Annotated in this window: 9 protein-coding genes; 4 read left to right on the plus strand and 5 right to left on the minus strand. The window is 69.3% G+C overall.

Annotated features, from left to right (window positions below; translation table 11 throughout):
- Nucleotides 1–118: 118 nt before the first annotated feature.
- Nucleotides 119–988, minus strand: a complete 870-nt coding sequence (locus ACZ5ZX_RS33915) for an alpha/beta fold hydrolase (RefSeq protein WP_465506068.1) — start codon at nucleotides 986–988, stop codon at nucleotides 119–121.
- 119 nt (nucleotides 989–1107) lie between these two features.
- On the opposite strand from ACZ5ZX_RS33915, the gene ACZ5ZX_RS33920 reads away from it, so the two are divergent.
- Nucleotides 1108–4230, plus strand: a complete 3123-nt coding sequence (locus tag ACZ5ZX_RS33920) for a BTAD domain-containing putative transcriptional regulator (RefSeq protein WP_465506069.1) — start codon at nucleotides 1108–1110, stop codon at nucleotides 4228–4230.
- Nucleotides 4231–4578: 348 nt separating this feature from the next.
- Here the strand turns inward: ACZ5ZX_RS33920 and ACZ5ZX_RS33925 are convergent, their stop codons facing one another.
- The 3 genes from ACZ5ZX_RS33925 to ACZ5ZX_RS33935 are packed head-to-tail and all read right to left on the minus strand — an operon-like array spanning nucleotide 4579 to nucleotide 9030.
- On the minus strand, nucleotides 4579–4875 hold the full coding sequence (locus ACZ5ZX_RS33925) for a hypothetical protein (protein ID WP_465506070.1): 297 nt from the start codon (nucleotides 4873–4875) through the stop codon (nucleotides 4579–4581).
- Nucleotides 4872–8267, minus strand: a complete 3396-nt coding sequence (locus ACZ5ZX_RS33930; protein ID WP_465506137.1) for a TM0106 family RecB-like putative nuclease — start codon at nucleotides 8265–8267, stop codon at nucleotides 4872–4874. The genes ACZ5ZX_RS33925 and ACZ5ZX_RS33930 overlap by 4 nt, the downstream gene beginning before the upstream one ends.
- A 52-nt stretch (nucleotides 8268–8319) precedes the next feature.
- Nucleotides 8320–9030, minus strand: a complete 711-nt coding sequence (locus tag ACZ5ZX_RS33935) for a GntR family transcriptional regulator (protein ID WP_465506071.1) — start codon at nucleotides 9028–9030, stop codon at nucleotides 8320–8322.
- 122 nt (nucleotides 9031–9152) lie between these two features.
- Between ACZ5ZX_RS33935 and ACZ5ZX_RS33940 the strand changes: the two genes are divergently transcribed.
- The 3 genes from ACZ5ZX_RS33940 (at nucleotide 9153) to ACZ5ZX_RS33950 (ending at nucleotide 12445) form a co-directional block, all read left to right on the plus strand.
- Nucleotides 9153–10064, plus strand: coding sequence for a glycoside hydrolase family 16 protein (locus tag ACZ5ZX_RS33940; RefSeq protein ID WP_465506072.1), 912 nt, complete (start codon nucleotides 9153–9155; stop codon nucleotides 10062–10064).
- 34 nt (nucleotides 10065–10098) lie between these two features.
- Nucleotides 10099–10962, plus strand: a complete 864-nt coding sequence (locus ACZ5ZX_RS33945) for a sigma-70 family RNA polymerase sigma factor (RefSeq protein WP_465506073.1) — start codon at nucleotides 10099–10101, stop codon at nucleotides 10960–10962.
- A 124-nt stretch (nucleotides 10963–11086) separates the two neighbouring features.
- Nucleotides 11087–12445 (plus strand): deoxyguanosinetriphosphate triphosphohydrolase family protein, encoded by a 1359-nt coding sequence (locus ACZ5ZX_RS33950; protein ID WP_465506074.1) that lies wholly within the window; start codon nucleotides 11087–11089, stop codon nucleotides 12443–12445.
- Between the two features lie 53 nt (nucleotides 12446–12498).
- Here ACZ5ZX_RS33950 and ACZ5ZX_RS33955 read toward each other — a convergent pair whose 3' ends face one another.
- On the minus strand, nucleotides 12499–13737 hold the full coding sequence (locus tag ACZ5ZX_RS33955; RefSeq protein WP_465506075.1) for an HNH endonuclease signature motif containing protein: 1239 nt from the start codon (nucleotides 13735–13737) through the stop codon (nucleotides 12499–12501).
- Nucleotides 13738–13931: the final 194 nt, after the last annotated feature.

Raw genomic sequence — 13931 nt, forward strand, 5'->3', positions numbered from 1 at the left:
GCGGGGGCGCGGGCGCTGGGCGCGGGGGGGGGGCGGGTGGGGGTGGTCGGGGCGCGGGCCTGGGTGTTCCCTCCCCCACCCCCCCCCCACGACCACCTGTACCGACGACGAACGCCAGCTAGCGCGCCAGTAGGTCCCGCATCGCCTTCACCACCTCCGACGGTGACTCTTCGGCCATGAAGTGACCCGACGTGACCGTCCGGTGGTCCAGGTCCGTCGCCCACGCTTCCCAGAGCGCGACGGCGTCGTAGCCGAGCGCGGCGCCCCAGTCCTGCTGGAGCACGGTGAGCGGCATGGTGAGGCGGTTGCCCGCTTCCCGGTCGGCCGTGTCGTGTTCGACGTCGATGCCCGCCGACGCGCGGTAGTCGGCGACGATCGAGGTCACGGCGTTCCGTGACGCCTCCAGATAGGCGGCCCGGACGTCGGCCGGGATCACGTCGCCGCGCTGCGTCCACGCGTCCAGGAAGTGCCCGAAGAACGCGTCGGGCGCGGCGCCGATCAGGGTTTCCGGCAGGCCGGGCGGCTGTGCCATCAGGTAGAGGTGGAAGCCGACGGCGGCGCTGGTGCCGTGCAGCACATCCCACATGTCCAGGGTCGGCAGCACGTCGAGGATCGCGAGGTGGCTCACCTTGTCCGGATGGTCGAGTCCGGCCCGCAGGGCCACCAGCGCGCCCCGGTCGTGGCCGGCGAGGGCGAACCGGTCGTGGCCGAACGCCTTCGCGACGGCGACGACGTCGGCCGCCATCGTGCGCTTCGAGTAGGTCTCGCCGGTGTCGGCCGGCTTGTCGCTTTCGCCATATCCTCGCAGGTCGGGGCAGAGAACCAGGTGGTCCGCCGCCAGATCCGCCGCCACGTGCCGCCACATGAGGTGGGTCTCGGGGAAGCCGTGCAGCAGCACGATCGGGTCGCCGGCCCCGGCGACGGCGACGTTGAGTGCCACGCCGTCCGCCGCGGGGACGCGCTGGTAGTCGAATCCGGTGATGCGCATGAGAACCTTCCTGGTCGTTCGCTGTCAGGTCAGCGTGCCGCGGGCGAATCAGCACCCGGTCAGCGGCGAACGAGCACTGCGGGCACGATGATCACCGTCGGTGAGCAAGGGAGGTGACGATGCGGTTCGGAGTGCTCGGCCCACTCGTGGCCGCCGACGAGCGCGGCGAGGTCGGGCTCAAGGGGCCGCGGCACCGGGCGGTGCTGGCGAGGCTGCTGATCGCCCGCGGCCGCGTCGTGCCGGTGGAACGCCTGGTCGACGACCTCTGGGAGCGGCCGCCCGAAGGAGCGGTCGGCGCCGTCCAGACCTTCGTCGGAGCCCTGCGCCGCGCGCTGGAGCCGGATCGCGCGCCTCGGGAACCCGCGCGGCTGCTCGTCACGGTCGCCCGCGGGTACGCGCTGCGCGCGGAATCCGTCGACGCCTGGGAGTTCGAGGCCGCGGTGACCGCTGCCCGCGAGCTGGTCGACGCCCGCCGCCCGGACGCCGCACTGTCGCGAGTGGACAACGCGCTCGCGTTGTGGCGCGGTCCCGCGTATGCCGAATTCGCCGAGGAAGGCTGGGCACACGGCGAGGTCTCCCGGTTGACCGAACTCCGGCTGCAGGCACGGGAATTGCGCGCCGAGGCCCTTCTCGCGCTGGGGAGGGCGTCCGAGGCGGTTCCCGATCTGGACCCGCAGGTGCGCGAACATCCGTTGCGGGAGAACGGTTCCCGGCTGCTGGCGTTGGCGCTTTACCGCTCCGGACGGCAAGGTGACGCGCTGGCGTTGCTGAGAACGGCGCGTGAGGCCCTCGCCGACGAACTCGGCATCGATCCTGGCGCGGGTCTTCGTGACCTGGAAGCCGACATCCTGGCGCAGGCACCCCGGCTGGAGCCGTCCAGGCCCAAGCCGGCCGAACGGCCGCTGGTCGGACGGCAGGCGGAACTGGCCGAACTGGAGGAAGCCGCGACAAGGTCCCGGCTGGTGCTGATCTCGGGCGACGCCGGGGTGGGGAAGACCGCGCTGACCGAGGCTTTCTCCGCCCGTCTCGCCGCGCGGGGCTGGACCACGGCGTGGGGCGGCAATCCCGACGACGAGGGCCTGCCACCCGCCTGGGCGTGGACCCGGATCCTCGCCACGCTCGCCGACGCCGGATACGGCGCCGCGCCGACGGCGGACCGGGGCGCCGAAGATCCCGTGTCCGCGCGCTGGCGATGGCATCGGGCGGTCGCGTCCTATCTCACCGGCGCCGCGCCACTCCTGCTGGTGTTCGACGATCTGCACTGGGCGGGCGAAGAAACGTTGGCGTTGCTGACATCGGTGCTCGCCGAGCCCGGCGGCGGCCCCTCGCTGATCGTCGCGACCTACCGCGGCACCGACCTGCCTGCCCCGCTGGCGGATTTCCTCGGCCGGGCCGCCCGTGCCGAGCCGGCCCGGATCTACCTCGGTGGGCTGCCCGAGACCGAGATCGCGGACCTCGTCCGCGCCACGACCGGCGAGGACGTCGACCAGGAGACCGCCAGGGTGATCCACCGGCGCACCGGCGGGAACGCCTTCTTCGTGCGGGAACTCGCCCGCCTGCTGGCCACCGAGGGGCCGGCCGCGCTGGACGCGGTACCGCCCGGAGTCCGCGACGTCGTCCGGCACCGGATCCAGGCACTACCGGAAACCGTACGGAACGTGGTGCGCCGCGCCGCGGTGATCGGCACGGACGTCGACCTGGCCCTGCTCGAAGCCCTGACCGGGGAAACCGCGCTCGACGCGGTCGAAAGCGCGGCCCGGCGCGGATTTCTGACCGAGACGGCGCCGCATCGGTTCCGCTTCGCGCACGCTCTCGTGCGGGACACGCTCTATCGCGACCTTTCCCGTTCGCGGCGGGCCCGCGAGCACGGCGAGGTCGCCGAGGCGCTGGAAAGCCTGCGCCCGGACGACGTCGACGCCTTGGCGCATCATTTCGTGCTGTCCGAGGAACACCCCGATCGCGCCGCGCACTACGCGCGGGCCGCCGCCGAACGGGCGGAACGCCGGTTCGCGCCGGCGGAGGCGGCCAGGCTGTGGGACGCCGCGCTGACCGCGTACGACCGGTCCGGCGCTTCCGACACGGAGACGCGGCTGGAGCTGATCATGGGCAACGCGCGTGCGTCGGCCGTGTCCGGTGGCCTCGGCCAGGCCCGGCGGCATCGGGCCGAAGCGCTGGAACTGGCGGAAAAGCTGAACGAGCCGCTGCTGACCGCGCGGGTGATCGGCGCCTTCGACGTCCCCGCGATCTGGACCGAAAGCGACGACCCGGAACTGGCTTCGCGGATCGCGGACGCCGTCGAACGGACACTGGCCGCGGTTCCCGCCGACCGGGAGGCCGAGCGTTGCCGTCTGCTGGCGACGCTCGCCGTCGAGCTGCGGAACGCGGGCGGACGAAGGGCTCGTGAGGCGGCCGAAGAAGCCGAAGCACTCGCACGACGCGTCGGCGACCCGGCACTGCTGGCCTTCGCGCTCAACGCCCGGTTCCTGCAGTCCTTCGACCGGGCCGGGCTCGCGCCGCGGCGGGCCGAGATCGGCGAGGAGCTGGTCGATCTCGCCGCGCGGCACCGGCTGGTGACGTTCGAGGTGCTCGGACATCTCGTACTCATGCAGGCGAAGAGCGCGCTCGCGGATTTCGCCGCCGCGGACCGGCATGCCGCGTCGGCGGACGAACTCGGGGAGAAGTACGGCGCTCCGCTCGTCGCCGTGTTCACCCGGTGGTATCGCGCGATGCGGACCGCGATGACCGGTCCCGGCGGGGAAGCCGCCTACCGTGCCGCGGCGGCCGGGCTCGCCGGGACGTCGATGTCCGGAGTGGACAACGGGATCCTCGCCCTCGCGCTGTTCTGCGACCGGCTCCAGCGAGGCTTGCCACGTGAAGCGCGCGAAGAGAGTTACGGCGCTTACGAAAGCTGGTGCCGTCCGGTACTCCCGATCCCGGACTCGCCCCGCGACCTGCTGTATGAAGCCCGCACCTGCCTGCACGCCGTCGTCGCGCTCGAAGTCGGCGACCAGACCGAGATGGAGCGGCTGTATGCCGAACTCCTTCCCGCCGACGGAGAGATCGCCGGGGCCGGGAGCGGGATGCTCACCCTCCGGCCGGCCGCGCACTACCTCGGCGACCTGGCCGCCGCTCTCGGCCGCCACGAAGCGGCCGCGGCACACTACCGCCAGGCACACGCCATCGCGGTGAAGGCGGGCTCGCCGCATTGGGCGGCCGCAGCGCGCCAGGCCTCGGGCTATTGAGGGTAAGCCAACGTGGCTCGGCTCGCTGCCATGAAGGCCTCCTTGCCTACCCTCAAGGTAGCGAAGGAGGCCTTCGCTACCTGCTGACTGTCCACAAGGGACATCTTTCGGGGACTGGGTGTGCGATTGATGGTGCTGTGTGCGGTTCCGCGTGGGGTCGTGAGTGGCGAATAGGGTTAGAACCCTCATTGCCACTCACGACCCCCGGCGCGAAACCGCACAAACCACCCAAGTCGGACAGTCTTTTTGAAAAAGTGTCCCTTGTGGACGCTGGGGCGCGGCCCGGCCTCCGTCAGTCAGCCCGGTCCCGCGCCGGGGCACGCCACGTTCGGCTTACCCCGCTATAGCTCACTTCTCGCGCATCGCGCGGCGGATCTCGGCCAGCTTGTCCTTGGCGGCCTTGTCGCGATCGGCGATCTTCTTGTCCAGCGAGGCCACGTCCTCCTTGCCGCCGAGGCCGGCGAGTTCGGTCGAGCCCAGTGAAGTCGTGTACCGCTGCTCGATCCGGTCCCGCACGTGGTCGAACGAAGGCACCCCGGATTCGCTGTAATCCGGCTCCGGGACCTCCACCGGCGCCGCGGGAGCTTCCTCGACGATCTCGGCGTCGATCACTTCCGGCGTCTTGTCCGGGTCCTTCTCACTCATCGTCCACTCCGTCCTTCGTGCCAGGGCACGGCTTCGGTCATCAACCCGAGCATGCCCGAGACGAGGCGCATCTGGTCGACCGTGCGGATGTCGGCTTCGACCAGTCGCGGAGAACAGACCACGATGGCGAGCGCCTGTGCCCGCGAGAGTGCCACGTTCAGCCGGTTGCGGGACAGCAGGAAGTCCAGGCCACGCGGCAGGTCGACCGCCGACGACGAGGTCATCGTGGTGATCACCACCGGCGCTTCCTGGCCCTGGAACCGGTCGACGGTGCCCACCCGCACGCCGGGGAATCCCGCCTGGTCCAGGGCGCGGGCCACGACCCTGGCCTGCAGGTTGTACGGCGCCACGACCAGGATGTCCTCGTCGCCGAGCGGCCGGGGCTCGCCGTGGTCGGTCCAGGCCCGCCCGTGGAGATCCGCCACGATCGCGGTGACGGCTTCGGCCTCTTCGACCGAGCGTGTCGTGTTGCCGTGGTGGTCGACTTCGGCGAGGTACAGCCCGGCCTCGACGCCGTCGATCGCCCGTTCGGCCGCCGAGGGATGCGAGTGCAGGCGGCCCGCGTAGGACAGCCGCGAGACCGGCGCGCAGACGGCCGGGTGCATCCGGCGGGTCTCGTCGAGGAAGTAGCCGAGGTCGGCCGGGATGATGTCGGCCTCGCCGATCAGATGCCCGAGCGCGGACGCTTCGGCACCGGCGGGATGTGTGCCCTGCACGACCTGCGGCAACTGCTGCGGATCGCCCAGCAGCAAGAGGTTCTTGGCGCACATCGACACCGCGAGCGCGTCGGCGAGGGCGAACTGGCCCGCCTCGTCGATGATCAGCAGGTCGAACGGCTCTTCGCGGATCGCGGCGTTCGCGAACGTCCACGCGGTCCCGCCGACCAGATGGCCGGTGTCGTGCTCCTCACGCCATTTCACCAGCGCGGGATTGGTCTTCGGCTGCTCCCACGGCGCCGCCGGATCCGGGGTCCGCTTGGCGCGTTTGGCGCACGGCAGGTCCGGCGCGTTCTTCATCGCGGCGGACAGCACGTTCTCCACGGCCTTGTGGCTGGTCGAGGTGACCGCGATCGTCTTGCCCGCGCGCACGAGCTTCGCGATCAGCCTGCCGGCCAGGTACGTCTTGCCCGCGCCCGGCGGGCCCTGGACGGCGAGTGCCGAGCCGTCGAGCGCCTCGACGGCCTCGATCACCGTGCTCACCAGATCCGTCCCGGGCTCGGGGAGGGGCCGGTCGTCACGCAGCCGCGGCGTCGTGCGCCGGAGCAGGTCGACGCCGGGATGAGCGGGCAGTGCCGGCAGCGCGTCGACGACGAGCCTGGCGAGGTCCGCGACCGCGTCGTCCTTGGGGGAGGGCCGCACCGGGCTTCCCGGCAGCACCGCGACGGGCCGGTCCGCGGTGGTCTCGTCGGGCGCGCAGCTCTCTTCGAGGGTCAGTTCGACGGCGGTGGCGGAGACGACCTTCGCGTCCCGGGCGGCGGCACCGTAGCGCAGGCGGACGTCGTCACCGGGGGCGAAGGGATGTGGCCGGTCCGGATCGCAGCGGAGCGTCAGCGAACGTTTGGCCTTGCGGACCCGGCCCGAAGGCGGCACCCATTCCCCGGCCTCCATGGCCACCGGGACGGTGCAGGCGTTGTCGGTCTCCAGATCGCCGAGCGGGGCCGCCAGCTGGCGGAAATACTCCCACCACGCCGGATTCGTCTCACGCCGGTGATAACCGACGGAGGCCGCCAGCAGCGCGCGAGCCCGGTCCTCGCCGGTGAACCCGGCCGGATCGTCGGGCAGCCCGTCCAGCAGCGGATCGACCAGCGCGGCCAGCTGCGCGGCGCGTTCCGCGCGTTTCTGCGCGGCGACGTCCGCTTCGGTCTCGCGGAGCAGAGCGTCCACATCGGACTCTTCCGGCGGCTCGGCGAGCGGGATCCCTTCTTCCGCGCGGATCTTGTGCAGGAACTCGAACAGCCGCAGCGTGGAGACGCAGTCGTATTCGTTGTAGTCGGCGATGCCGCGCAAGACCTCGTCCGCTTGCCCGGTCTCGCCGGAGGCGGTGAGCGTCAGGTAGTCCTCGTAGGCCTCGATACTCGAAACCGCCGTCTTCACGTCGCCGTCGCGTGCCTCCGGCATGTAAAGCGGTTCGAGGTACTTGATCGAGTACGACCGCTGCGAGACCCGGAGTGCCTTGCGTACCACGGCGTACAGATCGACGAGCCCGCCGCTGCGCAGCAGGTGGTCGACGGCGTCCTCGCGGGTCCCGTGCACGGCGGCGAGCCGTTTGATCGCGGTGACCTCGTACGGGGCGTAGTGATAGACGTGCGAACCGGGGTGCTCGGCGAGCCTTGCGGTGGCGAAGTCGATGAACTCTTCGAAGGCGCGTTTCTCCTGTGCCCGGTTGTGCGCCCAGAACGGCGTGAACTTCGTGTTCTCTTCGGCGGTCACCGCGCCGAAGAGGTATTCGAGCCCCTCGCCTGCCAGTGCGTACGGGTCGCCCTCCATGTCGAAGAAGACGTCGCCGGGCGCGGGCGGCGGCAGTTCGGCCAGTGCGTCCGGATCGATGATCTCGTAGGCGATCTCACCGGTGTCGTCCTGGCGGACCTGGATCGAGGCCTGGGCGCGCAGCGTGGTGAACGACGTCACCGAGATGTCACGCGGCCGGTCCTCCGGTGTGGCGGCCGCGAGCGCGTCGATGGTGCCGAGGCCCGCCGCGACGAGTTTGCGCCGCTGATCGCCGCGCATGCCCGCCACCAGCGAAAGATCGCGGTCGGCCTCACGGGCGCTCGCGCAGTGCGCGGCGTAGGAGCAGCCGCCGCACGCGGGCCGCTCGTCGGCCCACAGCCGGACCGGCAGGGTGGGCGGCCGGTTCTCCAGCCGCGCGCGGAGCCGGTCCACCAGCGGCAGGAAGTCGTCGACGCGGAACGAGCGGGTGCTGTGGTCGCCGAGCAGCAGGTGCATCTGCGGGCCGCTGGGCCACCCCACCCGGCGCAGGGCGTCGGCGTACGCGGTCAGCTGCACCACGGCCGCCGGCTTCGCATGCCTGGCGAGCTTCGTGTCGTACACCTCGTAGCGGCCTTCGTCGTCCCGCATCAGGAAGTCGGCCCGGCCGGAGAACTCGCCGTCGTGGAAGACGGCCTGGTAGATGACCGGGGCACCGGCCCGTAGCGCTTCTTCGGTGGCCTTCGCGGCGACGACCGGGTCCCGTTCGTCGATCTCGACGACGGCGCTCCGCTCGCCGCGCAGCTTGTCCAGCGTCGCGGCCTCGTGCGCTCGCCCGTGGGTGACCGCCAGCCGATCCGGCCCGGAACCCGGCCGGGGCGCTCCTGGGAGACCGGCGGCCAGCGCCTGGTTCAGGACGCTGCGGTGCTCGCATTCGAGCAGGTCGGCGAGATCGGACGGGGTGTACATCGCCCGGGAGTCTGACATGGACTCTCGCGCGGGCGGCCCCGGCACGCCGGAGTCAGCCGGAGGTGTGGTCGAACTTCAGATGTGAGGTGATCCGGTAGCGGTCGCCCCGGTAGATCGAGCGGGTGTACTCGATCACCCGGCCACCCGGGTCGCGGGTGGTGCGTTCGAACAGCAGCGCGGGGGAGTGCTGCGGGACGCCGAGCAGCCCGGATTCGTCGGCGTCGGTGACGGTCGGTTCGGTGACCTGCACGGCCGTCGCGGGCAAGATCTCGTACCGCGTGCGGAGCAGCTCGTAGAACGAGCCGGACTCGAAGTCGGCGCGCGTGATGTCGGGCACCAGGCCACGGGGGACCAGGATCCGCTCGATCGCCATCGGCGCTTCTTCGACGATGCGGACGCGAGTGACCGCCACCAGCGGGCAGGCGGGGGAGACCTCGAGCCGTTTGCCGAGCCGGGCGCCCGCCGTCGTGATGGCGAAGTCGACCACCCGGCTGGTCCACTCGCCCTCGGCGGGCGGGGCGAACTGGTCACCGCCGGTGGCGGGCAGGAGGTCCTGGGAGATCTTGCGCGGCGCGGTGAACGTGCCGCGGCCGTGCTCGCGGACAAGGAGGCCGTCCCGCGCGAGTTCGTCGATCGCGGCCCGCAAGGTGGGGCGCGAGACGCCGATTTCCATGCTCAGCGCGCGTTCCGAAGGCAGGACCTCACCCGGCTGCCGCCGCTCGATGAGCTTGCGCAGCCGTTCCTTGACCTCTGTCCGCCGCATGAGGCACAGCTTAGCCAGTGGTAGGACCGAATTGGCTGGTGGACAACTTGTCTAGACCTATTGACTTTACCACTTTCGCGGGCGACCTTGGTAAAAACTGACCAGTGGTAAAGGAGACAGCGATGCCGAAGTTCCGTCTCACCACCTTGGCCGTCACCGCCCTCTCGGTCGCCGCGCTCGGGGTGGCACCGGCCACCGCGAGCGGGGCGGCGGCTTGCGGTGCGCTGTTCGACGACTTCCACTACGCCTCGCACACCGACGGACTGCTCGGGCAGCACGGCTGGCAGGTGCGCTCGGGTGGTGGCGGACCCGGCGTCGCGGGCGCGCGATGGGCTCCGGAAGGCATCACGTTCCCGACGTCCGGCGGGGACAAGGTGCTGCAGCTGGCCTCCGCCACCGACGGCACACCCGCGGGCACGACGCAGACCGAGATCATGCAGCCCGACCGGCGGTTCTTCGAAGGGACCTACGCGGCGCGGATCCGGTTCTCCGACGCGCCGGCTTCCGGTCCCGACGGTGACCGGATCAACCAGACGTTCTTCACCATCAGCCCGCTTCGCTACGACAACGACCCGATCTACAGCGAACTGGACTTCTCGGAGTACCTGCCCAACGGCGGATGGGGTGAGGCGGGACCGGTCAATTTCCAGACGAGCTGGCACACCTACACGCCGGACCCTTGGTACGCCGAGAACAAGAGCGACGCGCAGCGCCGCAGCATCGACGGCTGGCACTCCGTGGCCGCGACGGTGTCCGACGGCCACGTGCGGTACTACATCGACGGCACGCTGGTGGCCGACCACGACCGAAGTGGCCCGTTCGACGTGTACCCGCGGCAGGCCATGTCGCTGAACTTCAACCAGTGGTTCCTCGATCTCACACAGCACGCCGGCGCGACGAGCACCTATCTGGAGCAGGTGGACTGGGTCTATTACGCGAAGAACGAGGTCCTGACACCTCAGGCGGCCGCCGAGCGTGCCGCGTCTTACCGGTCTTCGGGTGTGCGGTTCACCGACGATCTCGGTGGTTGTTAGATGTGACCGGGGTTCTGTGGGAGCGAGGAGTGCGGTGGAGCGGCTGACGGAACGATTCGAAGAGCACCGGCCGAGGTTGCGCGCGGTGGCGTACCGGATGCTGGGCTCGGCCAGTGAGGCGGAAGACGCCGTACAGGACACGTGGCTGCGGCTCAACCGGACCGACGCCGAGGAGATCGAGAACCTCGGCGGCTGGCTGACCACGGTCGTGGCGCGGGTGTGCCTGAACGTGTTGCGCTCGCGTGACCACCGGAAGGAAGAGCCGCTCGACGCCGCTTCGTCCGAGCCCGCCGACTCCTCGGTGGACCCCGCCGCCGATGCGGTGCTCGCCGACTCGGTCGGCCTCGCGATGCTGGTGGTCCTGGATACACTGGCGCCCGCCGAACGGCTCGCGTTCGTCCTGCACGACATGTTCGCCGTCCCGTTCGACGAGATCGCCCCGCTGATCGACCGCACCCCGGCCGCCGCCAGGCAACTCGCGAGCCGCGCACGGCGCCGCGTCCAAGGCCGCCCCGCCACCACGGAACCGGACGTCGTGCGACGCCGCCAAGTCGTCGACGCCTACCTGGCCGCGGCCCGCGGCGGAGACTTCGAAGCGCTACTCGAACTGCTCCACCCCGACGTCGTCCTCCGCGCCGACAAGGCGGCAGGCCCGTCGCGCGCGCCGATCTTCCTGCGCGGTGTCGACACGGTGGCCCGGGGTGCGGCGGCCGCTTCGGTGCGGGCGGCCGTCACTCAGCTCGCGCTGGTCAACGGTGGCATCGGACTCGTGATGGCCGACGAGGGCAGGCCGTCGGTGGTGCTCACGTTCGCTTTCGTGGACGGGAAGATCAGCGAGATCGACGTCATCGCGGATCGGGAACGGTTGCGGGGGCTGGACCTGGTGATGGTGGAGTGATCGGGTTGCGGTTCGGTCGCGAACGAGTACCGATGGATCTGTCTCTTCGATAAGCCGTTAACGGTTTCCTGCCGTGGTCCGCCTTCTTTTCGAAGCTCTTGGAGCAAACGACGAGGAGGCGACCATGTCGGAGGGGACGTTAGGCGGAGTTCGGCGCCACAAAGTGCCGGAGAAGGAGACCTACCGGGACGCGTATCAGCGCGATCGGGATCGAGTTCTCTATTCATCCGCTTTTCGGCGGCTGGCCGGGGTGACCCAGGTTGCCGCGGTCAGTGAGCAATTGGTGCTGCACAACCGGCTCACGCACAGCTTGAAGGTCGCGCAGATGGGGCGAAGACTCGTGCAGAACCTACGCTGCCAATTGAACGATCCGAAGGCGGGATTTCCGCCGGAATCGGATTTGAACGAAGATGTCGTCGAGACGGCGGGACTCGCGCATGACATCGGACATCCGCCGTTCGGGCACGTCGCCGAAGAGGTCCTTGGTGAGCGTCTTGCCCAGATCGCGGGGCTGGAAGGCTTCGAAGGCAACGCGCAGTCCTTCCGCGTGGTGACGAAACTCGCGCGGCGGAAGACGGAACACATGGGGCTCAACCTGACCCGGGCAACGTTGGACGCCATCCTCAAGTATCCGCGCCTCAAGCCGCGTGATTCGGCCAAGTCCCAGGTGTCGTGGACCGACCGCGGTTACGGCGAGAAATGGGGTGCTTATCAGACCGAACGGAACGACTTCGAGTGGGCGAGGGAGTCCTGTCGCGGTGAGCTGAGGTCGGCGAACGCGATTCTGATGGACTGGGCCGATGACATCAGCTACGCGACGCATGATCTCGAGGACTACTTCCGGGCGGGCCTGATCCCCTTGCACAATCTCAAGATCGACAAGAAGCGCATCCTGAAACATGGCCGACGCAGGCTGAAGGGGGATTTCGGCTTCAACGAATACCGCTTTCGGGAACAGATCGACGTGATCGTCGACGAGTTCGGCGAAAACCTCAAGTCGCAGTGCTGGGACACCCGGGAGAATCGTGTTCAGATGAACATGATCACCAGTAATCATCTCACCAGGCTCGTCGAGGCGGTCCGGCTCGTCGACGAACCGCCCTTTGTGGAGATCGACGAGACGAGTCAATACCGGGTCGCCGCGCTGAAGGAACTCACGTGGTTCTACGTGATCGACAGGCCGCCGCTGGCCATCCAGCAGGAAGGCCAGAAGAGGATCATCGGTTCGCTCTTCGACAGGTTGCTCATGTGTCTGGAGAAGTCGCCGAACAGTCCGAAGATCCCCATCCATCTCCGCGTGATCTACCGCGACATCAAGCGAGACAGTGAGGCGAAAGGGACCTTCGACGACAACAAGGAGGCTCGCTGCGCTCGGGCTGTCACCGACTACATCTGCCTGCTCACCGAGGCGCAAGCGGTCGACCTGGGGAAGCGGTTGGCGGGGCGGTCGCAAAGCTCGATGTTCGGTACCTGGTTCAACTGAGTGTGGGCAGGCCGAAGGGCCCGTCGCCGGCGGTGGCGGCGGGCTTTTCGGGTTCAGCGGCGTGGTTTTTGTAGTGGGTCCAAATATTGGGGCGGGATGAATTCGGGTCGTCCGTCGGTGGCCATGCGTACTGTCCAGCCGGATTGTCCATGGATGACCATGTGGTGGTAGCGGCAGAGCAGGCAGAGGTTGTTCAGGTCGGTGTCGCCGAGGTGGCCCCACGGCAAGATGTGGTGGGCTTCGCAGTGTTTGGGTCGACGGTGGCAGCCGGGGAAGGCGCAGCCGTGGTCTCTCAGGTTCAGTGCTCGGCGTTGTACGGGTGTGACGGTGCGGGCGGTGCGGCCGATGTCGAGGGGTTCACTGTCGGTGCCGAGGACGGCGGGGATGAGTTTGGCGTCGCAGGCGAGCATCCGGGCGTGTCGTGCGGTGATCTGGGTGATCCCGTCCACACACGCTGCTCCCAGTCCCGATGACAAAGTCTCCAAGGGGATGGTGACGACGATGGTGGTGCGGTCGCCGGACAGGGTGGGGGCTTTGTCGTTGGTCATGGCGTAGTGGATGGCGTCGAACAGCGCGTCGCCGTGGCGTTCGGCGGGAGTGCGCGGATCGCGGTTCCCGTCGGGGTCGACGGGTCTTCGTTGTCCCCAGGTTTCGAACAGGGCGTTGGCGCGGGCTCCGAACTCGGGGTCGAGCAGCCCGGTCAGCCGCCACCACCCGTCCTCACGTTTCCGCAAATACACCTCGCGGGAGGGTGGTGTGAGGTCTTCGTCTTTCGGTTCGGTCCCGTCGGGGTCCAGTAGGGCGAGCAGGTCCGCGCCGGCGTCGAGGATGTCCCGCGGGCCCGCCTGCCGTGCCAGATCGACCAGGATCTGTTCCGCGCTCGACCGGTCCTCGGGGGAGACCTCGGCGGGGATCTTCTTCAGCACCGCCAGGAGCGGGTCCAGTTGCTGATGGCCCAGCTCACCCTCGGCCGCGGCGGCACCGGCGATCGGAGCGAACGCGGGAGCGGGGGTGCCGTCCAGATTCCGGCCCTCGTTCACCGCCACTGCCCGCGCCACCGTGTCACGGGCCTCTTTCGGGCTGATCCGAGCGGTCTCGGCGAGCCAGCCCGCGGTCGAGCCGTGCCCGAAGAGTTCCATCGGACCCCGGGACTCGATCTCAACCAGGAACTGCCCGACCTCCGCCAACGCCTGCCGTGCCACCGACAACCGCTCCGTCACCCCATGCGCCAACTCCTGCGCACCGGCACGCCACAACTCCCGCGGCGGCTCAAGGGATCGACGACTGGACACCCCGCAATAATACCACCAATCGAACACGCATTCGACCATGAAATGCTCGACTCGACGATGCAATGAGCCTTTTTCATCCTGGGGTTCGAAGGTGAGTGTCGTTCTGGCGACACTCACCACTCGCGGCGTGTTCTGGGCGAGCGTGTGTCACGGGTCCTGAGTGGCCTGACCAGTCAGACCTCGTAGGTATTCGA

Source organism: Amycolatopsis sp. NPDC033938 (assembly GCF_055575975.1).

Coding starts and splice junctions, on each gene's coding strand:
- ACZ5ZX_RS33915 (WP_465506068.1), bottom strand. CDS start 988: ATGCGCATCACCGGATTCGACTACCAGCGCGTCCCCGCGGCGGACGGC.
- ACZ5ZX_RS33920 (WP_465506069.1), top strand. CDS start 1,108: ATGCGGTTCGGAGTGCTCGGCCCACTCGTGGCCGCCGACGAGCGCGGC.
- ACZ5ZX_RS33925 (WP_465506070.1), bottom strand. CDS start 4,875: ATGAGTGAGAAGGACCCGGACAAGACGCCGGAAGTGATCGACGCCGAG.
- ACZ5ZX_RS33930 (WP_465506137.1), bottom strand. CDS start 8,267: ATGTACACCCCGTCCGATCTCGCCGACCTGCTCGAATGCGAGCACCGC.
- ACZ5ZX_RS33935 (WP_465506071.1), bottom strand. CDS start 9,030: ATGCGGCGGACAGAGGTCAAGGAACGGCTGCGCAAGCTCATCGAGCGG.
- ACZ5ZX_RS33940 (WP_465506072.1), top strand. CDS start 9,153: ATGCCGAAGTTCCGTCTCACCACCTTGGCCGTCACCGCCCTCTCGGTC.
- ACZ5ZX_RS33950 (WP_465506074.1), top strand. CDS start 11,087: ATGTCGGAGGGGACGTTAGGCGGAGTTCGGCGCCACAAAGTGCCGGAG.